We start from the raw sequence: 23151 nt of genomic DNA on the forward strand, positions 1-23151 counted from the left end.
GTACCGTTGATCGTGATGGTCAATACAGCCGGATTACTCGTCGTGCCATCGGCATCAGTAACGGTATAGGTGAACTGGTAAGTAAGCTGCTGACCTTCGGCCAATGCTTGAGTAGCTTGCTTGGTGTTGTCTAATACAAAGCTATAAGTACCATCTTTGTTCAGGGTCAAGGTTCCGTAGTCGGAGATATTTGTTTCACTGGCTGCCCAATTAACAGTGACGGGAACATCCGCACCAGTCGAATCATTTGTGAGTACATTGCCGCTAACTGAATTAGCTTGCGCATCATCTTCCTTGACACCAACAGGTCCATCGTTAACAGCAACAGGCCCAGTATCCGTAATCGTGATATTCAGCTGAGCAGAAGATGCGCCGCCACCGCTGGTACCCATGGTGTAGGTGAAGGTGTCGACCACAGGATTGGGGCCGGAGTTATCGACGTGTGCAGGAGCAGTGTAAGTGTAGCTTCCGTCTGCGTTCAGCACTAAAGTGCCACCCAAGGCAGTGGTGTAGGTTCCAGGATTGGTGACGAAGGAAGTTTCGTCAGGGCTTACCGGATCGTTGGTCAGAACATTACCCTGAACGGTATTAGGAGCGGCGACGACGCCATCTCCAGACTCGGTCAAATATGTACCTTCTTGCACGGTAGCAACATCGTTGACAGCCTTATCGTCGTCGACAATCGTGACCGTGGCAGTATCGTTCGCCAGGGTCACGCCGATCGGATTGCTGAGAACGATCTTGAAGGTTTCGTTGGCTTCGATGTACTGATCCTGAACGATGTTTTCAGTCACAGTGAAGCCGGGAGAGCCGGCAGGAATGGTGATGGTGCGGGTTGTTGCGCCGTCAAAATAGTCACCAGGATTTGTCGCCGTGATAGGAACGATGGTGTAAGTGATCGTAACAGGCGTGGTGGCGGGTTGATCCAGCGTAATCAAGAAGGTGACAGTACGAGAACCACCATCGGAGCCCTCGATAATATTTGCAGCACTCGGGCCACCAACAGGAACAACGGTGCCGGGAGGCAGAATGATCACGCCGCCGCCATCGCCACCACCTGTGCTCACGCCTACGGTAACGCCTACAGACGCGGTGGGCGCTGCAGTCGGCACGGTAGGTTGGAGAATTTCAGCTGCCGATGCAAATGTCTGAGAAACAGGCCCAGTTGGGAAGCCGCTGTTCACATTGCCTTGCGTGTTGTTGAAATCGATCACTAACGGCGTGGAAGAGCCTTCATCCCCACCAGTACCACCGGCAGCGGCAGCATCGGTAACGATGGAAGGATCGCGGCCTTCTGCAATGGCTTTTTCGATTCGTGCGGCTTCGTCTTCGGCTTTTTGCTCGACATTTTCCTTCGGAGCATAGACGTCAGCATCGAGGACGATATGGGCAGAATGCGGGAGGTCGAGGTGAGTGCCGTCCTGGAATTCGATGAGGACGGTGCCATCGCCGGCAGTAACGATGGTTTCATTGGCAAAGACGGTATCACCAGCTTGGAGTACTCGCTCGTTTCCGTTTTGGTCCACAGCCTTGACAAGGCCGACTACAGCCTTGACGGTGCCGATGGAGGTGAGATGGGTGCCGGAAGCGACTGATTTGGTTTCTGTTGCCATGATGCTCTCCCCTATTCCTACAGTTCAAGTTAACCGAATGTAAGGCTATCCCTACATGATGATGGGATACTAGAGCACAGCAATTCGAGACTCCATTGTACTTTGGTACTAGGACACGATTATCTTCAATTGGATGTTTTCCTACTCCCGTCATTATCCCATGAGCCGCCTGTAGGGACACTTCTACAGCGCTGATAAAAAAACAGGCGCCAAAGGCGCCTGTAGAAGTTGCTACCCTTTTTGTTGTTGTTATAAGCGTTATGCGTCAGCCTTGAGATTACCGTGGCCGAGCAAGTTATTAATGATGCTGGTACTGTCATGTCCGGTAACCAGATCAACCCCTTGGAGAGTAATGGTCTGCGTCACAGCTGAGCCTGCTCCATCGGCATGAATACTGATAACAGTATCTCCACTCTTATTGATACTGAACGTGAGATAGTTATCCAGCGAAGCAGCATTGGAATGCTCACCGTGCAGCACATCGGACAAATTCAGCACATCACCGCCGTCACCCACCTTGAAGTCGGTGATGGTATCCGACCCGGTTTCGCCGGATTTCCAGACAAAAGCATTGCTACCCTTGCCGCCGGTGAGTAGATCATCCCCGCTGCTGCCTACTAAGATGTCATTTCCAGCGCCACCGACCAAGGTATCGTTGCCAGCGCCACCGACCAGGATGGAGTCACCCGTGCCAGCCTGCAATGCATCGTCGCCAACAGTGCCGGAAACCACGTGCACCGTATCAGAATTAGAGGCTGGTGCAGCCGTGCCATCCTGAGCTGTCGCGGTAGCAGTGATCTTGAAGGAATGCACGTCTGTCGATACCGTCACAGACAAATCGCTAACAGAAACAGTCCCAGTCTTGGCATCGACCGACACATGGCTATCGTTCAGCGGGATTGAGTAGGAACCATCGCTGTTTTGCGCATACCGTGAACGTTTCGTCGTGGCTTTCGCCAGCCGCCAGGGATTGGACATTCTTGGCATCGTTGTTCAGCGTGTAGGTCCAGGCGCCGGTCTGTGCGTCAACCGTCAGCGAGCCGTACTGGCCTGCGGCAGACGGACCGCCTTCGGCTTCATTGATGCTCCAGGTCTGGGTGGCTCCGTTGTCCACGTCGCTGGCGGTCAGCTGACCGCTCACGGAGGTCGTGGTGTCTTCCTTCACGGCACCAACGGCATCATTGGCGGAGCTGGTGATCACCGGGGCGTCGTTGGTGCCGGTGACCGTGATGGTCACGGTCTGTTCAGCCGTCGCACCCTGATCGTCCGTCACACGTACCGTGAACGTTTCGTCGTGGCTTTCGCCAGCTGCCAGGGATTGGACGTTCTTGGCATCGTTGTTCAGCGTGTAGGTCCAGGCGCCGGTCTGTGCGTCAACCGTCAGAGAACCGTACTGGCCTGCGGCAGACGGACCGCCTTCGGCTTCGTTGATGCTCCAGGTCTGGGTGGCTCCGTTGTCCACGTCGCTGGCGCTCAGCTGACCGCTCACGGAGGTCGTGGTGTCTTCCTTCACGGCACCAACGGCATCATTGGCGGAGCTGGTGATCACCGGGGCGTCGTTGGTGCCGGTGACCGTGATGGTCGCCGGTTTGAAGAACACGCTCGTTACCGTTGACATCAATGGCCTTCACCAGCCCGATGACGGTCTTTACCGTTCCTGCAGCATTCAAATGCGTGCCGGAAGCTACTGTTTTTGTTGTTGTTTCGTTCGCCACTTTAAGTTTCCCCTTAGAAAAGACTTAACCATCACTATGAAAACAGCTTTGGCGAACTATAAATAACGCTTAAAACCGGGCCAATCGTACCTCGGTACGTCAGCATTTCCTTACCTGCTCATAGGGGAAAAGCGGTAGTCAAATCGTCTATTTTCAAACCCCAAGCTCGGGCGTAAGATAATTCTTATGAATATGCGCTCTCTTTTGGTTTCGCTCGGCTATGTAGCGACGATTAACTCTGCCACCACAGGGTTGGCCATCGCCGACACCCCCATCCCTGATGAACCGCCGAAAATCCATGCCTTGTTATATATGGCAGAGCGCTACGAAGCGGGCGCCGAGGATCCGGAAAATGTCTGGCAGGCAGCGGTCAATTATTGCGAGGCCTCGCGTCTGGGTAGCATCGAAGCCCAGTATCGGCTGGGCATGCTCTACGCCTTCGGCAAGGGCGTGCCGGCGAATAAAGCCCTGGCGGCAGCCATGTTCTCGATGGCGGCTAACCAGGGACATGCCGAAGCTCAGAACATGCTGGAAACCATCAACCTCACGTCCTCCGAATTACCGGCTTGCGTAACCAGCGAAGCGCTGCCTGAACGTCCGCCCAAGGTGGTCTACGAACGCGATCTCGCAATGACGAATATCGAGCGTCATGTGGCATCGCTTCCTGACAACAAGCGCTGGATTATCGATCTAGTGGACACCTTGGCGATGTGGTACAGCGTCGATCCAAAACTGGTGCTTGCAATTATCGCCGTCGAGTCCAACTTCGAAACCAAGGCCCAATCACCCAAGGCCGCAATGGGCCTGATGCAACTCATTCCCGAAACTGCGGAGCGTTTCAACATCAAGAACGCTTTCGATGCGGCCCAGAACATCAAGGGCGGCATTCGCTATTTGCGTTGGCTACTCTCCTACTATCGCGGGAATGTGGCGCTCGTAGCAGCGGCTTACAATGCCGGAGAAAAAGCCGTGGACCGCTACAAGGGTGTGCCGCCTTACCCAGAAACCAAGAATTACGTGAAGCGCGTGATGGAGCTTTACCAGCACCAATCCCACCCTTACGACGAGAAGTTCACTCTGCCTTCCCCAGTGATCACGCGTGCAGGCTAATTCTTAACGTCGCAAACTAAACCATCAAAAACAAAACGCCGCCTCTTCTTTCGAAGGGCGGCGTTTTTCTTTGCCGATTAACGCTTAAGTCTTAGCGCTCTCTCAGCGCATCCGACTTGGCCTTGATGATGGGCTTGAGCAGGTATTGCAGGATAGTTTTCTTACCCGTACGAATATGCACTGTCGCCATCATGCCAGGCATAATCGGTAGTTTCTTCTTGCTGGCGCTGAACGTCGTTGATTTCGTCCGTACGCGCACCAGGTAGAAGCTCTCCGACTTGTCGCCTTTTTCGGTGGTAATGGTGTCTGCCGTGATGTTTTCCACTTCGGCATCCAGGCCGCCGAAAATGGAAAAGTCGTAAGCTGTGATCTTGACCGTTGCCTCCTGTCCTGGACGAATAAAGCCGACGTCGGAGGGACGAATCTTGGTTTCGATCAGCAACGTATCTTCCAAGGGCACGATTTCCATGACTTCCATGCCTGGCTGGATCACGCCGCCTACCGTCGTTACTTTAAGCTGCTTGATAAAACCGGTGACCGGAGCGCGCACTTCAGTACGGGTCAGGCGGTCGACCGCTGCAATGCTGGTTGCGCTTGTGCTTGCCAGTTCGGCACGGGCGGTATTGAGATCGTTTGCCGCATCGGAACGGAATTTCGCAATGGAAGCTGAAATCTTGGACTTTGCCTCGCCGATAGCTTGCTCCAGTCGCGGAATGGCCAGACGGGCCTCGTCCATTTCGCCTTTGACGTCGCTCAGCTGGCGTTCGAGTCGAAGGATTTCCACGTCCGACATCACACCCTGCGCAGCCAGGGGCTTACTCATCTTGAGTTCCTGGCTGACCAGGTTGTAGCTTTCTTCCAGTTGCTTGACCCGTGCCTTTTTCTCGCTGACTTCTTGCTGGCGCTGATCGGCCTGCTGGCGCAGCACAGTGAGGGCAGTTTCAAGTTCCTGCTGGCGGTTGACCATTAGCATGCGTTCTTCGCTGATCAACTGAGGGTTGGTCTTGAGCAAGTCGGCCGGTGCCTGGAATGCTTGCCCGGTAGACTCGGCCTCCAGTCGCGCCACCTTGGCGACTAGCGCATCGTGCTTGGCCTGCGTTTCGCCCAAGGAGGACGAAAAGCGTGTCGGATCCAATCTCATCACGATATCGCCTTTGTGGACCAGATCGCCGACCTTGACCGGAATCGCAGACACAATGCCGCCTTCCAGGTTCTGGATCACCTGCACCTGACTGGAAGGAATCACCTTGCCTTCGCCCACCGTGATTTCATCGATCTGCGCAAAATAGGCCCAGACGAAAAACACCAGGATGAAGGCCAGGACGCCCTTGGTGATCATCGAAGCGAAGTGCGGCGTAGATTGGAACAATGCCGCATTGCTGTCGGAGAGCAAATCCAGATCGGCCGGATTGACCACTTCCGGTTTCTTGGGCGGCTGTGGCGCGGGCTGCACCAGCTCCATGACGGGTTCAGCCACGTTGGTATCAGTTTTTTGCGACATGTAGTTTCCCCCCTGCCAAGGCTTCCAGAACCTGATCCTTCGGACCGTCAGCAACGATGCGTCCGTTATCGACCACGATGAGGCGATTGACGAGCGACAGCATCGAAGCACGGTGGGTAATGAGGATGAAGGTCTTGCCTGCAGTGTGTTGCATCAACTTGTTCTTGAGATTGTCCTCGCTGCGGTTATCCAAGGAGTTACTCGGATCGTCCAGCAGCATGATGGGCGGATCGAGCAACAATGCCCGCGCCACGGCAACCGTCTGTTTCTGACCGCTGGACAAGCCTTGACCGCGCTCACCGATCGGCATGTCGAAGCCCTGCGGATGGCGGTTGATGAACTCGGCCGCGCAGGAAATTTCCGCCGCACGCAACACCGCCAGGTCATCGACATAGGGCGCACCCAACACGATGTTGTCTTTCACCGAGCCGAAGAACAGCAAGGGTTCATCCGGGACGTAGCCGATGCTCTTGCGCAGCTCTGCCGGATCAATTTGACGGATATCCACGCCATCGATCCAAACCGAGCCTTCAGTCGGCTGATACAGACCGAGGATCAATTTTTCCAGCGTCGTCTTGCCGGAGCCGATACGACCGATCACACCAACCCGTTCACCCGGTTGGATATGGAACGACACATTCTGCAAGGCAGAGACTTGCTGGCCTGGATAATTGAATGTGACGTTCTTGAATTCGATCTCGCCCTTGAAGGTCTGGCGATTGACGAAGTTCTTGCCGGGTTCACGCTCCACAGGCAGCGCCATCATACGGTTGATGCCTTCAAGCGCAGCTTTAGCGTGGTGGAAGCGTGTCAGCAGCGATGCCACCTGCGACAGCGGCGCCAATGCTCGACCTGTAAGGAGGCTACAGGCGACCAGCGCGCCCATCGTCATTTCCTTGTCGGCGATCAGGTAAACCCCAACCACGACCACACCCACCGTCGCCAGTTGCTGGATGAAGGTGGCGGCATTGACCGTCACAGACGACAGGATGCGCGCCTTGAGGCTCAACTTGCCCAGATGCCCGATCAGTTGCTCCCAACGGCGCTGCATCGGCGCTTCGGCACCGATGGATTTGATGGTCTCAAGGCCGGTCAGGGTTTCGATCAAGGTCGCCTGACGTTGCGAGGATGTACGGAAGGTTTCAGCAATCACCTTGCCGAGCGCTCGCTGGGCAAAGAACGAAATGATCAGGATCAGCGGCACCGCGACAAGCACCGGAATCACGGTCAAGCCGCCCAGCCACCATATGATGAACAGGAAAATCAGCAGGAACGGCAAATCGACCAGCGTTGTAATGGTGGCCGACGTGATGAAGTCGCGGAATGATTCGAACTCCTGCACGCTGCTGGCAATTGCGCCGACTGAGGCAGGCCGCGCCTCCATACGGATGGACTGGATTTTCTCGAAGATATTGGCAGAGAGAATCACATCGATCTTCTTACCGGCAATATCGATGAAATAGCCGCGCAGGCCGCGCATGACGAAATCGAACACGTAGACCGCCATGACACCGATCGCCAGCACCCACAAGGTTTCGAAGGTGTGGTTGGGTACGACGCGGTCGTACACGTTCATGGTGAACAGCGGCACTGCGAGCGCAAACAGGTTGATCAGCAGCGAAGCCATCAGCACTTCGGCATAAATAGGCCACGCCATCTTGACCGTATCCCAGAACCAACTGGTCGGACGCGGGATAAAGCTGATGTCGGAACGGCTATCGAAGCGGAATGCCTGTTTCACGAAAATCGCGAAACCGGTGTATTGCGCCTGGATTTCTTCCAAAGATACCTCGATATCGCCGGCGCCGGCATCGGGGCTCAGCAAGCGCACGCGCCCATTGGCAGCATTACGCATCAAGATAGTGGCGCCGCCACCCTTAAGCAGCAGCACGACCGGCAGCGTGATGTCGGCAATTTTTTCTATTGGCCGCTTCAGAATCTTGGCCGTGAGACCAGCGCGCGCCGCAGCACGGGGAAAAAGCTCCGGTGTAAGCCTGGAAGACTCGAGCGGCAGGCCTGCTGTCAGGGTTTGGGGAGAAAATGGCCGATGCTGGAGCCGGGTCAACAGCACCAGGCAATTAGTCAGCGGATCGTCGGGAAGCAATGCATCCCGAGGAATATTCCATGAGGCCTCGTTATTGTTGGCAGACATGAGCGATCCTAAAATGTTGTAACGCGTCGTTAATAAATCATGGCTAGGCTTACAGCACCCGCCTCAAGGGAGCTACAGCAACCCCTCGTCGGGCACCACAAGATCGTTGGAACCGGCAAGACGACCACGCGCATCGCGGCGGCTGAGGATTTTCTCGCGGGCTTTTTCTGGTAACTCGGTAAAGGTGAGGAGATTCTTGTGGATCAGGAGGTCGACGACGTCCTCGATCACGCGAACGAAGGCGATGTCGGAATGCGTCAGTTCGCTGAGCGGGCTTGATTTGACGCTTTCGGGCAATACACCGCCGAAAAAGGTGAGGATATCTGGATGGTCGTTGGGAAGAAATTCCGACACGGCTTGACTAGGCTTAAGGAAGATCCCGCTTACCGCGCCCCCTGCATCCCTGCTGACATAAGGCATATTGTCAACCTTGTAAAATTTATTATCATTCATGATAGCATTGTTTTAATAATGTGCTTAAGAGCCTGTTCCACCGGTTCATTTCTGCCAGCATGGTTTGGCCGCCCTTATCTAAAAATGGAGCAGTAACCTGATGAATTTCCTCGTCAGCAAGAATCCAGCTCTGATCGATCATTTCTGGTCGGCGCTGCAAGAAAACGGAAACGCACAATTGCTCCCCAATTTTGCCGAGTTGACTTGGCGAGGCGCCACTTCTGGTAAGGGACTTGCCCTCATCGACACCAACGTTGCAGACTTCAAAGGCCCGGCAGGACTCGCTCATCTCAAACGTACCAATCCCGATATCAAGATACTGCTGCTGACGGAACAGCTCTCGCCGGAAAACGAGCTTTCGGCGCTGGCAGCCGGTGCAGCCGGCAGCTGCGGCCCCAACCTGCTCCCTGACAAAATACGGCAGATTCTCGCCACAGTTGAGGATGGCGGCGTATGGATTTCCAGCGCAGCGTTGCCTCAACTTCTGCAACGCCTGAAACGCTGGGAGAGCAACACTCAGGCCGAACAGAATGCAAAAAATCATAACGGCAGCGATCATCACGCCAGCATGGCTGGGCTGACCCCGCGAGAGCGCGAAATCGTCAATCTCGTCGCCAAGGGCGACAGCAATAAGATCATTGCCCGGGAACTCAACATTACCGATCGCACGGTAAAGGCGCACCTCTCCATCATCTTTCAAAAGCTCAAAGTCAACGACCGCCTGCAACTCGCGCTGCTCGCCAATCGCGCCATGGCAGAGTAACCCCGGCAATCCGTTTTCGGACCTGCATCACCGAATTTATGCTTGGCGCATGAATCTGGTGATAAACTTACGTCCGCCGATGAACCACGTTCAATCATTTCTCATCTTGCGCAGCCATCGCTGCTTGCGAAATCCGTTACAGAAATCGTCTATTGGCTATCCAGCCCTGCTGACCTGCCGGACTTAAGAGATTTTTGCCTATGTCGACACACTCCGAAAGCAACAGCCGCCTCGCAGCACTTTCTCTCGCCGCACTAGGCGTCGTTTACGGAGACATCGGCACCAGTCCGCTCTACACCATGAAGGAGGTGTTCGCCGGCACGCACCATCCCGTGCCGATCACACCGGACAATGTGCTGGGCATTTTGTCGCTTGTGTTGTGGTCGCTCATCATGGTGGTGTCGGTCAAGTACGTGGGCTTCGTGATGCGGGCGGACAATAGGGGCGAAGGCGGCATCATGGCCTTGATCGCACTGGCCTCGCGGCAAGCTGGAGATGACGCCGCCAAGCAGCGTTTCATCATGCTGGTCGGGATTCTCGGGGCCTGCATGTTTTACGCCGACGGCATGATCACCCCGGCCATTTCGGTGCTTTCGGCCGTTGAAGGCATGGAAATCGCCACCCCGGCATTTTCGCACCTGGTCGTTCCCACCACATTAGTCGTCCTGCTGGGATTATTCCTGGTCCAACGTCGCGGCACCGCCCTGATCGGCGGACTGTTCGGTCCCATCATGGTGGTATGGTTCGCCACCCTCGCCGTGCTCGGTCTCATCAAGATTCTCGAGGCCCCGGATGTATTGGCTGCCGTCAATCCCATCTATGCCTTCCACTTTTTCACGCGTAACGGCGATCTTGCCTTTTTAGCACTGGGCGCCGTAGTCCTCGCGGTCACCGGCGGCGAAGCGCTGTACGCTGACATGGGCCATTTCGGCCGACGCCCCATTCGCATCGCCTGGTTCGGCTTCGTGCTGCCGGCATTGATGCTCAATTACTTCGGCCAGGGTGCCGAAATCCTGCACAACCCGGAATCCATCAAGAATCCGTTCTACCTGATGGCGCCGGATTGGCTCTTGATTCCGCTGGTGTTTCTCTCCACCGCCGCCACCGTCATCGCATCGCAAGCAGTGATTTCAGGCGCGTTTTCAGTCTCCCGCCAGGCGCTGCAATTGGGCTATTTGCCCCGCATGCTGGTCCAGCACACTTCCGAAAGTGAAGTCGGTCAAATCTACCTGCCTCGCGTCAATTGGACGCTCATGATCGCCGTCATGGCCCTGGTCATCGGTTTCGAATCCTCCAGCCGCCTGGCCGCGGCCTACGGCATTGCGGTGACCGGCGACATGGTGATCACATCCATTCTTTCAGCGATTATTTTCAACGGTCTCTGGGGCTGGAGTCGGTTGCGTACCATCGCCGTGGTGTCGGTTTTCCTGTCGGTCGATCTGGGATTTTTCGGCGCCAACGTGCTCAAAATTCCCGCCGGCGGGTGGTTTCCCATCCTCATGGGCGTCATCATTTTCACCGTCATGACCACCTGGAAGAGCGGACGCCAGCTGCTTTACAAGCGTCTCAAGGACGACGCCATGGACTTGGAGCCCTTCATCGAGGCGATCAGCGCACACCCGCCGACCCGCGTTCAAGGCACGGCCATCTTCATGACGCCCAATCCTCATGGCGTGCCGCATGCCATGCTGCATAACCTCAAGCACAACAAGGTGCTGCACGAACAGGTCGTGCTGGTCACGGTCAAGGTGGAAGATATTCCCCATGTACCAGGCAAGGAGCGCGTGACCGTGCAGAACCTCGGTCACGGTTTTTATCGTGTAACCGTGAGCTACGGTTTCAAGGACGAGCCCGATTTGCCGCATGAACTCGAAGCGTGTGCCGATTACGGCTTGCAACTCGATGTCATGGATACATCATTCTTCATCGGCAAGGAAACCGTCATCGCCCGCCGCGATTCGGAAATGGCGTTCTGGCGCGAAAAACTCTTCATTACGATGTTCCGCAATGCAGACAGCGTGACCAACCATTTCAAACTTCCGCCCAACCGGGTGGTGGAACTGGGCGCTCAAGTCGCACTCTAATTTTTCATCAAAACAGGGAGGCAACAATGAATAAAATTGGCATTTTCACCCTATCCGCGATGCTGGCATTCTCGCCGTTGGCCATGGCCAACCACGACGGTTCCGATGGGGACCATTGCACACGCAATCACCGCATGGATTTGTCCAAGGCCGATAAGAACGGCGACGGTTTCATCGACAAGGAAGAAGCTGAAGCCGTACACCAGCAGAACTTCGACGAAATGGACACCAACCACGACGGCAAGCTGTCCAAGGAAGAAATCGCTGCGTGCAAGCGCAAATGCAGCCACAAGACCGGCATGCACGAAAAAGGCACGCAAGCCTTCAATAAAGCCGACAAGGACAACGACGGCACGCTGGATCGTGAAGAAGCGAAGAAGCTGCCGCACGTTTCCAAGAATTTCGACGCCATCGACGCCGACAAGGACGGCACTGTCGACCGCGAGGAAATTCACCAGTACATGAAAGACCACGCTAACAAGTAATATGAATCAGGAGCGCCCAACTGCGCTCCGATTCCCTTGCCATTGATTGCCGAATGTATATGAAGATGAATAAAAAAATCATAGCCGTGCTGCTTGCCGCGGGATTCTTCGCAAGCGGCTGCACACCCGTCCAGACTACCAAATCCGGTGCTGTCGGCGTGCAACGCAAACAATATATGTTGCTGTCCGAAAAGCAGGTCGAATCGATGTCGGCACAAAGCTACGTGCAGACCTTGCGCCAGGCCGAATCCAAGAAGGCCTTGAATACCAACGCCACAGAGACCAGCCGCGTCCGCGCTATTGCCGAGCGCCTGATTCCGCAAACCGCTGTGTTCAGGCCCGACGCTGCCAATTGGAAGTGGGAAATCAACGTGCAGGAAAGCAAGGAGGTTAACGCCTACTGCATGGCCGGCGGCAAGATCATGGTGTACACCGGCCTCATCGACCAGCTGAAACCCAGCGACGACGAACTCGCCGCGGTCATGGGCCACGAAATCGCCCATGCCTTGCGCGAGCACAGCCGCGAGCAGATGTCCGAAGCTTATGCGCAGCAGATCGGCCTGGTCGGCCTGGCAGCCATTGTCGGCGTCACGACCAAGGATTCCAACAACGCCAACGCCACGATGGCGCTGGGAAGCCAGGTAGCCGCCGTATCCCTGACACTGCCGCACAGTCGTCGAGACGAGCACGAAGCCGACGAGATCGGCCTTGAACTCGCCGCACGCGCCGGCTACAACCCCAATGCGGCCCTCTCGTTGTGGGAGAAGATGTCCAAGGTCGGTGGCGGCAAACCGCCAGAACTGCTGAGCACCCACCCTTCCGATGCGTCCCGCATGGCCGATATCCAACGGCTGATTCCGACCGTCATGCCGCTGTACGAGCAGTCCAAACAGAAACACTGATCGATACTGCCATCTGATGCACAGCCGGAGCGCTCATGCTACGCTCCGGCCATCGCACCGCTAGGCGGGATCATGAACAAACGCATCAACGACCTTGTCGACCGCATCAACGACCTTGTCGACCGCATCAAAGCGCTCGAACTCGAACTAGAGTCCGAACTCGATCGAGCCCGCGAACATCTCAACTACCGCCTCATCGGACACAAGGTTCGCTTCGAACAAGCAATCCGCCTGCAACACCGCCGTTTCAAGATCAACCTGTTCCGCTATGTGCTGTTCCCCAAGTGGCAGCATGTTGTCGTCGCCCCCTTTATCTATGCCGTATTTCCGGCACTGGTCGTGCTGGATATTCTGGTCAGCCTTTATCACGCCGTTTGTTTCCCACTCCTGCGCATTCCCAAAGTCAAGCGCAGCGATTTCATGGTTTTCGACCACCAGCATCTCGCCTACCTCAACTTGTTGGAAAAGCTCAATTGCCTCTATTGCTCCTACGGCAATGGGCTCATTTCGTACATCAAGGAAATCATCGGCCGCACCGAGCAATACTGGTGCCCCATCAAGCATGCACGTCATGTGCTTGCAGCGCATTCGCGCTATGGCTATTTCGTGGACTATGGCGACGCGGAAAGTTTTCGCCGCGAGCTGGAAAACATCCGCAAATTCAAAGACTGACGAATAAACGCGAACTCAAGTAAAATTGCGTTTTTTTCAAGTTCGTTAGGGCCGACCATGCAGGAATTGCAATCCATTATCGAAACCGCGTTCGAGAACCGCGCCAACATCAACCCCGCCAACGCCGACAAACAGGTGAAGGACGCCGTGTTCACGGTGCTGGAAGAACTCAACGCAGGCCGCCTGCGCGTAGCCACCCGCATCGGCGACAGTCAGCAGTGGGAAACCCACCAATGGATCAAGAAGGCCGTGCTGCTGTCCTTCCGCCTGGAAGACAACAGCCTGCTGGACGGCGGCTGCACCAAGTATTTCGATAAGGTGCCCAGCAAGTTTGCCGACTACACCGAAGCCGACTTCAAGGCAGGCGGTTTCCGCGTAGTACCCAACGCCGTTGCCCGCCGCGGTTCCTTCATCGGCAAGAACGTCGTCCTGATGCCCTCCTACGTCAACATCGGCGCCTTCGTCGATGAAGGCACCATGGTCGACACCTGGGCCACCGTCGGCTCCTGCGCCCAGATCGGTAAGAACGTACACTTGAGCGGCGGCGTCGGCATTGGCGGCGTGCTCGAACCCGTGCAAGCAGGTCCCACCATCATCGGCGACAACTGCTTCATCGGCGCACGCTCCGAAGTAGTGGAAGGCGTGGTCGTGGAAGACAACTGCGTGATCTCCATGGGCGTCTATATCGGTCAATCGACCAAGATCTATGACCGCGAAACCGGTGAAATCCATTTCGGCCGCGTGCCTGCCGGCTCCGTCGTGGTGAGCGGCAACCTGCCTTCCAAGGACGGCAGCTACAGCCTCTACTGCGCTGTGATCGTCAAGAAGGTCGACGCAAAGACCTTGGGCAAGGTCGGCATCAACGAGTTGCTGCGCGGCGTATAAAGCGCACGTTTTAACTCCGCTGTCACAAGCGCATGGTAGTTTCCCGATAAAAACTTCGGGAACCGCCATGCGCTTTTTACTTCTGCTTTCCCTGCTTTCGCCGCTCTCTTGCCTCGCTGAAACAACACAAAAAGGCTTGGAACAAGTCCAGCACATCATCGTCATCTATCTGGAAAACCACGGTTTCGACAACCTATACGGTCGATTCCCTAACGCCGATGGCTTACCTGAACATCCGACTCCACAAACCGACCCGAACGGCCAGCCTTATGTCAGCTTGCCGCCGGTGATGAATACCGAACACAAGCCTGCCGTACTTGATTCGCGTTTTCCATCCGATCTACCCAATCGCCCTTTTCCCATCGACCGCTACGTCCCGCCCGAGCAGAAAACAGGCGATCTGGTTCACCGCTTTTATCAAAACCAGGCGCAGATCCACGGCGGCTTGAACGACCGGTTTGCAGCGATTTCGGATGCCGGTGGATTAGCCATGGGGTACTACGACGGATCGACACTTCCATTACGGAAATATGCCCAGCGCTACACATTGGCAGATCATTTTTTCCAGGGTGCATTCGGCGGCTCTTTTCTCAACCACTTCTGGCTGGTTTGCGCCTGCACACCTCGATTCGATAACGCTACTGAAGCGATGCGGGCCGTGCTCGACAAAGACGGACGACTGATCAAGGATGGCGCCGTCACCCCGGATGGCTATGCCGTCAACACGCTGCAACCCGCGACCATCCCGTTCAAGCTCGGCACATCCCCAGCCGCAAGACTACCGTTGCAGCCCATGGATACCATCGGCGACCGCCTTTCTGAAAATGGCATCGCCTGGGCTTGGTATTCAGGCGGATGGCAAGCCGCAATCGACGGCCATCCGGGGCCGGACTTTCAGTTTCATCACCAACCGTTCGGTTATTTCAGCCGTTACGCAGAAGGCACACCGGGCCGGGCAGAACATCTCAAGGACGAAGCGGAGTTTTTGTCCGGCATCGATAGCGGACATCTGCCCGCAGTGGCGTTCTACAAGCCTATCGGCGAGTTGAACGAGCATCCTGGATACGCCGACTTGATGGCGGGAGAACAACATATCGCCGAGTTGCTGGGCCGCATCGAGAAAAGCCCACTCTGGCACAACGCCGTCGTCATCGTGACTTATGACGAAAACGGCGGCTTCTGGGATCACGTCGCTCCGCCCGCTAAAGACCGTTGGGGGCCGGGGACACGCGTACCGACGTTGGTGATCTCACCGTGGGCAAAACGCAGCCACGTGGACCATACCGAATACGACACGACCTCCATCCTCAAGCTCATCGAAACCCGCTTCGGGCTACAGCCGCTGGGCACCCGCGATGAAAATGCAGACGGATTGAGCGGCGCTTTCGATTTCGACCAACCGCCTGACTGATAAAATAAGAATTTTTAGCTAGCAGACTTTCATGAAACTCTACGGCATTCCCAACTGCGACACGGTCAAGAAGGCACGCCACTATCTCGACAGCCGCAACATTCCCTACGAATTCCACGATTTCAAGAAGCACGGCGTAACGGAAGCGCTGATCTCCGGATGGATGAAGCAAGTTGGCTGGCAAAAGCTGTTGAAGAAAACCGGCCCGACCTGGGGCAAGTTGCCGGACGATATTAAGGCAAACATCCAGGACGACACATCCGCCACCGCGCTCATGCTGGAAAAACCCAACATCATCAAGCGCCCTGTTTTGGAGAAGGATGGAAAGGTGCTGGCATTGGGCTTTAGCGAGAGCGATTACGCCGCGCTTTTTTAATGGCACAAAAGAAGTGCGTCCATGTAGGGCGGCACGCACACTTTTAAGGCATTTCCTACAATCCAAAGTCGCAATGCCCGCGAGCCAAGCACCACGGCGTGCGTGGCATGGGGCTTGCTAATAAACACAGTATCTCCGGTTAACTTGGCCAACGGCGGCCATCGACAACGACGTCTCTCCGGCAAAAATTCTTCCATGGGCCACAAACCCATGGGGTTGCATGTCCGTTATTCGAGGGATCGTCTCATGTTGCTTTCGCCCGCCATTGGCCTGATGCACCGGTTGCGACTGAAAAATAAATTCAGTCTTAGCGTACTGTTTCTGCTGGCCCCCGCCGCACTCATCTACCTGCGCGATTGGCTGCCGCAGTTTTCTCAACCGCTGCTCGTTATCGCCGCGTTTATGCTGGCACTCGGGCTCATCGCCTTCCTGGCCCTCTACCTTTCCATTCGCCAAGCCATCGAGAACATCCTGACTGCCGTCAAGGCGATGGCCGAAGGCGATTTGGCTGCACGGAGCAATTTGGACACACCCGACGAATTCGGCCTGGTTTCGGTTCGCCTCAACGAGATGGCACGAGAAACTGGACGTTTGATCAAGGATGTCCATGCGGCTGCAGAAGAAGTGGCCAGCGCGTCGTCCGAATTAGCCGCTGCGGCTTCGCGCGTCGTATCCGGGGCCAATGCCCAGAATGCGCTCTCGGAAAAATCGACGCTGTCCATGCAGCACATGCAGGCCAGCGCTTCGCAAGTAGCCGAAGCCGCTGAGCGGTCGCAAGCCATCGCGGAAAAAGCCGGTCAATTGTCCGAAAACGGCACGGCCATCGTCAAAGCTGCCGGTGATGAAATGCAGCGCATCCAAGGCTCGATGATCAGCCTCACCGAACTGGTGTCCTCCATGGGGCAACGCTCAGATGAAATTCGCGGCATCGTCGATGTCATTCGAGGCATTGCAGACCAGACCAACCTACTGGCGCTTAACGCCGCCATCGAGGCCGCACGTGCCGGGGAAGCGGGACGAGGGTTCGCCGTGGTGGCTGATGAAGTTCGCAAGCTTGCCGAGCGCACCTCCAATGCCACAGGCGAAATCGGCGGCATGATCCTCGGCATCCTCGAGGAAATATCAGCGGCCGTCGCCGGCATGGAAGAAGGCCGCCAACAGGCCGAATCCGGTGTTCGCATGGCCCTGGAGGCAGCAGAAGCGTTGCAAAGCATTCGTGAAGGCGCCCACAGCACCATGGATCGTGTGCGCGCCATTGCCGATGCGACCCAGGAACAAACGCGCAACAGCCGCGAAGCCGTGCAAAGCATGGCGGATATCGCCAGCATGGCGCAGGAAAACACCGCAGCCAGCCATGAAGCCGCCAGCGTATCGCAATACCTGGAAACGCTGGCTTCGGACCTGCGCTTGTCCGTGCAACGTTTCAAAATCTAATCGCCGCGGAGCTTTTTCATGACGACCACTTTGCTTTGTCTCGCCGTATTCATCGTCATCGGCATCATGCTTAACCTGGCCGAACACGGCCGCCGCAAGCGCAAGCAGCAGCGGCAGGAACATGGCCTTGCCGTACTGCGCGCGGGCCTCGACCTCATGGCTGCCGTACAGCAGCATCGCGGCATGTCAATTGCCTTTCTCAACGGCGACGCCTCATTCCGCCCCAAGCTCATGGGCAAACGCCAGGAAATCCAGAACATCCTCAACCGCATCCCGCCGGTACTGGAAAGCACGCCCGAACTGCACCCGGATCGCCGCAGCTTTGCCGTGATCGTCGATCAGTGGAACGAAATGCTGGCAACCTCCGAAGGCCAAGTCCCGGAAACGAGTTTTAAACAACATACCTCGCTGGTACGCGGAATCATCCACCTCATGGGCGACATGGGCGAGCATCTCGGTTTGCTGGATGGAGAAGGCAGCACCTTGGCGCGACTCTCCAATGCGCTGCTGTTGAAACTGCCGCTCCTGCTCGAAAGCATCGGCCAGGCGCGCGCATTGGGGTCCGGCTATGCCGCGCAAGGCCAGTGCGGCGCCGTCGGCCGCATCCGCTTGAGCTTTCTCGAACAGCGCATTCGCGAATGTTTCGAGGGCGTGCATAATGCTTCCATCGAGAATGAAGCGGTTTCCAAGAAGGTAGACGAATTCCTGCTGACGCTCGAAAGCCGGTTCATCAAGACGGATGCGGTAGATATCGCGCCTGCGGTGTTTTTCCAGACTGCCACGGACGCCATCGATTCATGCCTGGCGCTATGGCGCGATGTCGCCCAGGACACGAGTACAGCCGTCATGAGCCGCGGCTAGGGCGAGCACTGCCACGGCTGACTGGAACAGCCGTGGAATGCTATGCTTTCGTTTTTGCATCATTCCAGACCATCATGACCGCCACCCTTGATCTTGCCCGCGCCCTGATTGCGCGCCGTTCGCTGACGCCGGACGATGCCGGCTGCCAGGAAATCCTTATCGAACGCCTCGAAAAACTAGGCTTTCGCATCGAAAAAATGCGTTTCAGCAACGTCGATAACTTTTGGGCTCGCCGCGGCACGGCCAGCCCCGTCATCGTATTTGCCGGCCATACCGATGTGGTGCCGAGCGGCCCTATCGACCAATGGGTGAGCCCGCCGTTTGAACCCACCATCCGCGACGGCATGCTGTACGGTCGCGGATCAGCAGACATGAAGACCTCTATCGCCGCCTTTATCGTGGCGCTCGAAGAGTTTCTTGCCAACAACCCCGACCATCCTGGCTCTATTGCACTCCTGATCACTTCCGATGAAGAAGGCGTGGCCGTGGACGGCACAGTGAAAGTGGTGGAAGCCTTGCAGGCACGCGGCGAACTGCTGGATTACTGCATCGTGGGCGAGCCGACGTCCAACAAGAAGGTCGGCGACATGATCAAGAACGGCCGCCGCGGTTCGCTCTCCGGCACGCTTATCGTCAAAGGCATCCAGGGCCATATCGCCTACCCTCACCTGGTCAAGAATCCCATCCACATGGTAGCGCCTGCCGTGGCCGAACTCGCCACGACGGAGTGGGACAAGGGCAACGAATATTTCCCGCCGACCTCGTGGCAGATTTCCAATTTCAATAGCGGCACGGGGGCAACCAACGTTGTGCCGGGCCATGTCGAAATCCTGTTCAACTTCCGATTCTCCACCGCGAGCACCGAGCAAAGCCTGAAAGATCGCGTGCATGCCATCCTGGACAAGCACGGGCTGGAATACGATCTCGAGTGGGAGTTGTCGGGCAAACCCTACCTCACGCCCAAGGGCAGCCTGGTTGCGGCCATTTCCGCCGCCATTGAAGAAGCCTATGGTGTCACGCCGGAGCTTTCCACCAGTGGCGGCACTTCAGACGGTCGCTTTATCGCCGATATCTGTCCTCAAGTGATCGAGTTCGGGCCGCTCAATGCCACCATCCACAAACTCAACGAATGCGTGGGCGTGGCAGATATCGATCCGCTCAAGGACACGTATCGGCTGACGCTGGAAAAACTGCTTAAATAATTTTTATCACACTCGAGAGACCAGCGAGCCCCGCCTCGCAGGTTCCTTTTTGCGGAAAAAAGAAACATGACAACGCATTCCCATACCGAACTCTTCACCATCCGCGACTGGCTGCGCTTTGCTGTCAGCCGCTTCGAGGAGGCCGGCCTGTTTTTCGGACATGGCACGCAAAACAGCTTCGATGAAGCGGCCTGGCTCATCATGGCAGCGCTGCATTTACCGCACGACGCCATGGAAACCTTCCTGGACGCAGTGATCACCGAAACCGAACGCAAGCATCTGCTGCACCTGATCGAACGCCGCGTGGATGAACGGATTCCAACAGCCTATCTGGTTCGCGAAGCATGGCTGGGCGAATACAAGTTTTATGTCGACGAACGCGTCATCGTGCCGCGCTCCTTCATTGCCGAACTACTGCGCGAAGACCTGGAACCCTGGATCGAGAATCCGGAAGAAATCGTGCATGTGGCCGATATTTGTACCGGTAGCGGGTGCCTCGCCATCCTGCTGGCGCATGCCTTCCCCAATGCAGACGTGGACGCCATCGACATCTCGGACGATGCCCTTGCCGTGGCGCGCCGCAACATCACCGACTACGGGTTGGAAGACCGCGTGCATGCCGTCAAGTCGGACATGCTGTCTGCGCTGGGTGACAAGCGCTATGACATCATCATCTCCAATCCACCCTATGTGAACGCCCCCTCCATGGACGCCCTGCCACCCGAATACCGTCGCGAGCCGCAACTGGCGCTGGCCTCTGGCGACGATGGGTTGGACCACGTCCGCGATTTGCTGGAAGCGGCGCCGGCCCACCTCATCCCCGGCGGCCTGTTGATCGTCGAGATCGGCCATAACCGCGATGCGCTCGAAGCGGAATTCCCCGGGTTGCCCTTTACTTGGCTGGATGTCAGCGCGGGCGACGAGTTCGTATTCATGTTACGGCGCGAAGACATCGTCGGCGGTATTTGAAAACCGCTTAACCTCTGCAATAATCCGGTTAATCTGACACCGCCATCCGAAACTTCAAAAATGTCAGAATCAGGGTCAGGGGATTGAATAAACAACGATTAATTCATGCCATCGTCGCAGGGGTGCTGCTCAGTGCAGCTTATGCCCGGGCCGACGCAGGGAAAACCAGCGACCTCACGGTGCTGCCCTTCGAGCAACTGCTTGGCATGGAAGTCACGACCGCCGCCAAGATCGCACGGCAAGTCACGGATGAGCCCTCCGCGGTCACCGTCGTGACCGCAGACGACATCCGCGCCTACGGCTACCATTCCCTGGCCGATATTCTCAACAGCATACGCGGGCTGTACACCACCTACGACCGCGCTTTCCAATATCTAGGCGGCCGCGGATTCGGCCGTCCCGGCGACTTTGCCGGGCGTATCCTGTTGATGATCGACGGCTATGCCACCAACGACAACATCTATAACCAGAGCTATATCGATAACTCCGGGCTGATCGACGTCGAATTGATCGACCGCGTGGAATACGTTCCCGGCACCGGCTCCGTGGCTTACGGCAATAACGCCTACTTCGGCATCATCAACATCATCACCAAGAAAGGCCGCGATTTCGGCGGCACGCAGTTCTCCGCCGAGGGCATGAGCTACGGCGGCAAGAAAGGCCGCGCCACTTACGGCAACCGGCTGCAAAACGGCGCCGACGTGCTGCTCTCATTCTCCTGGCTGGATAGCGACGGACAAAACCTGTTTTTCCCCGAATTTCTCGACCCGGCCAACGAGAACCCCAATGTCGCCAGCAATCATGCCGTGGCCCGCCATCTGGACTACGAGGAAAGCAAGCGCGTCTTCGGCAAGCTGCAATACGAAAACCTGACGCTGGAAGCCGCCTACGTCGATCGCAGGAAAGGCATTCCCACCGCATCCTACGGCGTCGAATTCAATGCCTACAACCAGTATTGGGACAACAACGGTTTCGTGAGCGCCAAGTACGATCTGGACCTCGGTGCCAAGCTCAAGTCATCGACCCACGCCTATTACGGCAACTATCTCGACCGCGGCGCGGGCATGTATCTCGTGGGCGGTATGTGGCGCGAACACAACCTGGGGCAATGGTGGGGCATCGACCAGAAGTTCGTGAGCACGGCTTTCGAGGACCATACGCTGGTATTCGGTGCCGAATACCGCGACGACTTCCAGATGGATCTGCACGACCCGGTGGCCACTTCGAGCCATTCGCGCCAGACCATCAGCGCCTACCTACAGGATGAAATCTCGCTCACCGATCAATGGCGGCTCAACCTGGGCGCGCGCTACGACTATGCCAGCGACTTGGGCAGCGAGGTCAACCCGCGCATTGCGGTGATGTATGCCCTACAGCCGCAAACCATGCTCAAGGTCGCGTATAGCACGGCGTTCCGCATGCCGGCCACCTACGAGAAGTACTACACCGACGGCGAGCAGCTTCCTAACAATCGTCTGCAATCCGAATACGTCACCACGACCGAGCTGATACTCCAACACGATTTCACGCCGCAAACCCGACTCATCAGTTCGCTCTACCATTACCGCACCCACGACCTCATCACCGACGTCGATATCGACGCCAACACCAACCATTTCATCAACGTCGGCAGCAGCCATACCACCGGCATCGAGATGGAACTGGAGCGAAAATGGGATAACGGCGTGCGCTTGCGGGCCAGCTATTCACATCAGGATTCCATCGACCAAAACAATCAGTGGATGGTCAATTCCCCCCGCAACCTCGGCAAATTCAACCTCACCTTCCCGTTCATGCAGCATTGGCTGCGGAGCGGCCTGGAATTGCAATACACGGGTTCCCGCCGCACCAAGGGTAATAACGAACTGGGCAGCTACACGCTTGCCAACCTGACCTTCACCACCGAACGGCCAGTTTACGGGCTGGGTGCTTCGCTCAGCCTTCGCAATGTGTTCGATCGCAATTACGCCGCCGTGGCCCCGGATGGACTAACGCAAGACAGCCTGCCCATGGACGGTCGCAACGTGTGGTTGCAGCTGACGTACGATCTTAAATGACCTTGCCCCGGCTCACACTGATTGCGTTGACCCTAGCCTCACCCGCCGTACTGGCGGACCCGGTGCCGGAATACGAGATGAAGGCGGCTTTCCTGTATAACTTCGCCTCGTTCACCGAATGGCCCGAGCCCATCGCCGGCAATTTCAACCTGTGCGTTTTCAGCAACGACCCTATCGGCAACGCGCTATCGTCGCTGGAAGGCAAGCCGATCCAGAACGCCCGGCTCTCCGTGCTGCGCATTACCGAAACCGCCCAGGCCCGACAATGCCAACTGCTATACTGGAGCGACTCCGGCGTCGTCAATGTCAGGAGACTGCTGCAAAACGTCGCCGACCTTCCTATCCTGACGGTCAGCGCCGACGGAGAATCTGAAAGGGCCGGGGCCATGATCAATATGACGGTCGAGAACAACAAGCTCGCTTTCTCGGTCGATGTGGAACCCGCCCACCGCGCTCGTCTCAACCTCAGCTCCAAGATGCTGCGGCTGGCTTACCGGGTGTACTAA

21 protein-coding genes are annotated in these 23151 nt (G+C 56.6%); 15 read left to right on the forward strand and 6 right to left on the reverse strand.

Going from position 1 to position 23151, the window contains the following annotated elements; all coding sequences use genetic code 11:
• From NMK_RS13935 to NMK_RS13945, 3 genes are all read right to left on the reverse strand, one after another.
• A partial coding sequence (locus NMK_RS13935) for a retention module-containing protein (protein ID WP_146187216.1) occupies positions 1-1613 on the reverse strand: 1613 nt, incomplete at its 3' end.
• Between the two features lie 258 nt (positions 1614-1871).
• Entirely contained in the window at positions 1872-2591 is a 720-nt protein-coding gene (locus NMK_RS13940; protein ID WP_193861504.1) for a type I secretion C-terminal target domain-containing protein, read from the reverse strand.
• Positions 2497-3213: a VCBS domain-containing protein gene (locus tag NMK_RS13945; RefSeq protein ID WP_181376295.1), complete on the reverse strand. Its 717-nt coding sequence runs from the start codon at positions 3211-3213 to the stop codon at positions 2497-2499. Before NMK_RS13945 ends, NMK_RS13940 begins: the two co-directional genes overlap by 95 nt.
• A 301-nt stretch (positions 3214-3514) precedes the next feature.
• On the opposite strand from NMK_RS13945, the gene NMK_RS13950 reads away from it, so the two are divergent.
• Complete coding sequence (locus NMK_RS13950; protein WP_109016380.1) at positions 3515-4438, forward strand: transglycosylase SLT domain-containing protein; 924 nt, start codon at positions 3515-3517, stop codon at positions 4436-4438.
• 91 nt (positions 4439-4529) lie between these two features.
• On the opposite strand, the gene NMK_RS13955 is transcribed toward NMK_RS13950, so the two are convergent.
• From NMK_RS13955 to NMK_RS13965, 3 genes are all read right to left on the reverse strand, one after another.
• Positions 4530-5939 (reverse strand): HlyD family type I secretion periplasmic adaptor subunit, encoded by a 1410-nt coding sequence (locus NMK_RS13955; RefSeq protein ID WP_109016381.1) that lies wholly within the window; start codon positions 5937-5939, stop codon positions 4530-4532.
• Positions 5923-8091: a type I secretion system permease/ATPase gene (locus NMK_RS13960; protein WP_109016382.1), complete on the reverse strand. Its 2169-nt coding sequence runs from the start codon at positions 8089-8091 to the stop codon at positions 5923-5925. Before NMK_RS13960 ends, NMK_RS13955 begins: the two co-directional genes overlap by 17 nt.
• A 72-nt stretch (positions 8092-8163) precedes the next feature.
• Positions 8164-8544: a hypothetical protein gene (locus tag NMK_RS13965; RefSeq protein WP_109016383.1), complete on the reverse strand. Its 381-nt coding sequence runs from the start codon at positions 8542-8544 to the stop codon at positions 8164-8166.
• A 100-nt stretch (positions 8545-8644) separates the two neighbouring features.
• On the opposite strand from NMK_RS13965, the gene NMK_RS18805 reads away from it, so the two are divergent.
• The 14 genes from NMK_RS18805 (at position 8645) to NMK_RS14035 (ending at position 23151) form a co-directional block, all read left to right on the forward strand.
• Complete coding sequence (locus NMK_RS18805; RefSeq protein ID WP_227871512.1) at positions 8645-9307, forward strand: response regulator transcription factor; 663 nt, start codon at positions 8645-8647, stop codon at positions 9305-9307.
• 200 nt (positions 9308-9507) lie between these two features.
• Positions 9508-11391 carry a potassium transporter Kup gene (locus NMK_RS13975; protein WP_109016384.1) on the forward strand — a complete coding sequence of 628 codons (1884 nt, stop codon included), beginning with the start codon at positions 9508-9510 and terminating at the stop codon, positions 11389-11391.
• Positions 11392-11417: 26 nt separating this feature from the next.
• Positions 11418-11876, forward strand: coding sequence for an EF-hand domain-containing protein (locus tag NMK_RS13980; protein WP_109016385.1), 459 nt, complete (start codon positions 11418-11420; stop codon positions 11874-11876).
• A 65-nt stretch (positions 11877-11941) separates the two neighbouring features.
• A complete protein-coding gene (locus NMK_RS13985) occupies positions 11942-12778 on the forward strand; it encodes a M48 family metallopeptidase (RefSeq protein ID WP_227871513.1) in 837 nt (278 codons plus the stop codon).
• 72 nt (positions 12779-12850) lie between these two features.
• Positions 12851-13450, forward strand: coding sequence for a hypothetical protein (locus NMK_RS13990; protein WP_109016386.1), 600 nt, complete (start codon positions 12851-12853; stop codon positions 13448-13450).
• A 57-nt stretch (positions 13451-13507) separates the two neighbouring features.
• Positions 13508-14335 carry a 2,3,4,5-tetrahydropyridine-2,6-dicarboxylate N-succinyltransferase gene (gene dapD / locus NMK_RS13995; protein WP_109016387.1) on the forward strand — a complete coding sequence of 276 codons (828 nt, stop codon included), beginning with the start codon at positions 13508-13510 and terminating at the stop codon, positions 14333-14335.
• A 67-nt stretch (positions 14336-14402) separates the two neighbouring features.
• Positions 14403-15746: an alkaline phosphatase family protein gene (locus NMK_RS14000; protein ID WP_109016388.1), complete on the forward strand. Its 1344-nt coding sequence runs from the start codon at positions 14403-14405 to the stop codon at positions 15744-15746.
• Positions 15747-15777: 31 nt separating this feature from the next.
• Positions 15778-16122, forward strand: coding sequence for an ArsC family reductase (locus tag NMK_RS14005; protein ID WP_109016389.1), 345 nt, complete (start codon positions 15778-15780; stop codon positions 16120-16122).
• Positions 16123-16368: 246 nt separating this feature from the next.
• Entirely contained in the window at positions 16369-17556 is a 1188-nt protein-coding gene (locus tag NMK_RS14010; RefSeq protein ID WP_181376296.1) for a methyl-accepting chemotaxis protein, read from the forward strand.
• Positions 17557-17574: 18 nt separating this feature from the next.
• Positions 17575-18417, forward strand: a complete 843-nt coding sequence (locus NMK_RS14015; protein WP_109016391.1) for a nitrate- and nitrite sensing domain-containing protein — start codon at positions 17575-17577, stop codon at positions 18415-18417.
• A 74-nt stretch (positions 18418-18491) separates the two neighbouring features.
• On the forward strand, positions 18492-19619 hold the full coding sequence (gene dapE, locus NMK_RS14020; RefSeq protein ID WP_109016423.1) for a succinyl-diaminopimelate desuccinylase: 1128 nt from the start codon (positions 18492-18494) through the stop codon (positions 19617-19619).
• 66 nt (positions 19620-19685) lie between these two features.
• Positions 19686-20588, forward strand: coding sequence for a 50S ribosomal protein L3 N(5)-glutamine methyltransferase (gene prmB, locus NMK_RS14025; RefSeq protein ID WP_109016392.1), 903 nt, complete (start codon positions 19686-19688; stop codon positions 20586-20588).
• Positions 20589-20671: 83 nt separating this feature from the next.
• Entirely contained in the window at positions 20672-22645 is a 1974-nt protein-coding gene (locus NMK_RS14030) for a TonB-dependent receptor plug domain-containing protein (protein ID WP_227871514.1), read from the forward strand.
• Positions 22642-23151, forward strand: coding sequence for a YfiR family protein (locus NMK_RS14035; RefSeq protein WP_109016393.1), 510 nt, complete (start codon positions 22642-22644; stop codon positions 23149-23151). Before NMK_RS14030 ends, NMK_RS14035 begins: the two co-directional genes overlap by 4 nt.

Origin of the sequence: Novimethylophilus kurashikiensis, from assembly GCF_003112435.1 — a bacterium.
GTDB lineage: Bacteria > Pseudomonadota > Gammaproteobacteria > Burkholderiales > Methylophilaceae > Novimethylophilus > Novimethylophilus kurashikiensis.

Coding starts and splice junctions, on each gene's coding strand:
- prmB (WP_109016392.1), top strand. CDS start 19,686: ATGACAACGCATTCCCATACCGAACTCTTCACCATCCGCGACTGGCTG.
- NMK_RS14010 (WP_181376296.1), top strand. CDS start 16,369: ATGTTGCTTTCGCCCGCCATTGGCCTGATGCACCGGTTGCGACTGAAA.
- NMK_RS14000 (WP_109016388.1), top strand. CDS start 14,403: ATGCGCTTTTTACTTCTGCTTTCCCTGCTTTCGCCGCTCTCTTGCCTC.
- NMK_RS13990 (WP_109016386.1), top strand. CDS start 12,851: ATGAACAAACGCATCAACGACCTTGTCGACCGCATCAACGACCTTGTC.
- NMK_RS14015 (WP_109016391.1), top strand. CDS start 17,575: ATGACGACCACTTTGCTTTGTCTCGCCGTATTCATCGTCATCGGCATC.
- NMK_RS13960 (WP_109016382.1), bottom strand. CDS start 8,091: ATGTCTGCCAACAATAACGAGGCCTCATGGAATATTCCTCGGGATGCA.
- NMK_RS13965 (WP_109016383.1), bottom strand. CDS start 8,544: ATGAATGATAATAAATTTTACAAGGTTGACAATATGCCTTATGTCAGC.
- dapD (WP_109016387.1), top strand. CDS start 13,508: ATGCAGGAATTGCAATCCATTATCGAAACCGCGTTCGAGAACCGCGCC.
- NMK_RS13975 (WP_109016384.1), top strand. CDS start 9,508: ATGTCGACACACTCCGAAAGCAACAGCCGCCTCGCAGCACTTTCTCTC.
- NMK_RS13985 (WP_227871513.1), top strand. CDS start 11,942: ATGAATAAAAAAATCATAGCCGTGCTGCTTGCCGCGGGATTCTTCGCA.
- NMK_RS14035 (WP_109016393.1), top strand. CDS start 22,642: ATGACCTTGCCCCGGCTCACACTGATTGCGTTGACCCTAGCCTCACCC.
- NMK_RS18805 (WP_227871512.1), top strand. CDS start 8,645: ATGAATTTCCTCGTCAGCAAGAATCCAGCTCTGATCGATCATTTCTGG.
- NMK_RS13940 (WP_193861504.1), bottom strand. CDS start 2,591: ATGTCCAATCCCTGGCGGCTGGCGAAAGCCACGACGAAACGTTCACGG.
- NMK_RS13950 (WP_109016380.1), top strand. CDS start 3,515: ATGAATATGCGCTCTCTTTTGGTTTCGCTCGGCTATGTAGCGACGATT.
- NMK_RS13980 (WP_109016385.1), top strand. CDS start 11,418: ATGAATAAAATTGGCATTTTCACCCTATCCGCGATGCTGGCATTCTCG.
- NMK_RS14005 (WP_109016389.1), top strand. CDS start 15,778: ATGAAACTCTACGGCATTCCCAACTGCGACACGGTCAAGAAGGCACGC.
- NMK_RS13955 (WP_109016381.1), bottom strand. CDS start 5,939: ATGTCGCAAAAAACTGATACCAACGTGGCTGAACCCGTCATGGAGCTG.
- dapE (WP_109016423.1), top strand. CDS start 18,492: ATGACCGCCACCCTTGATCTTGCCCGCGCCCTGATTGCGCGCCGTTCG.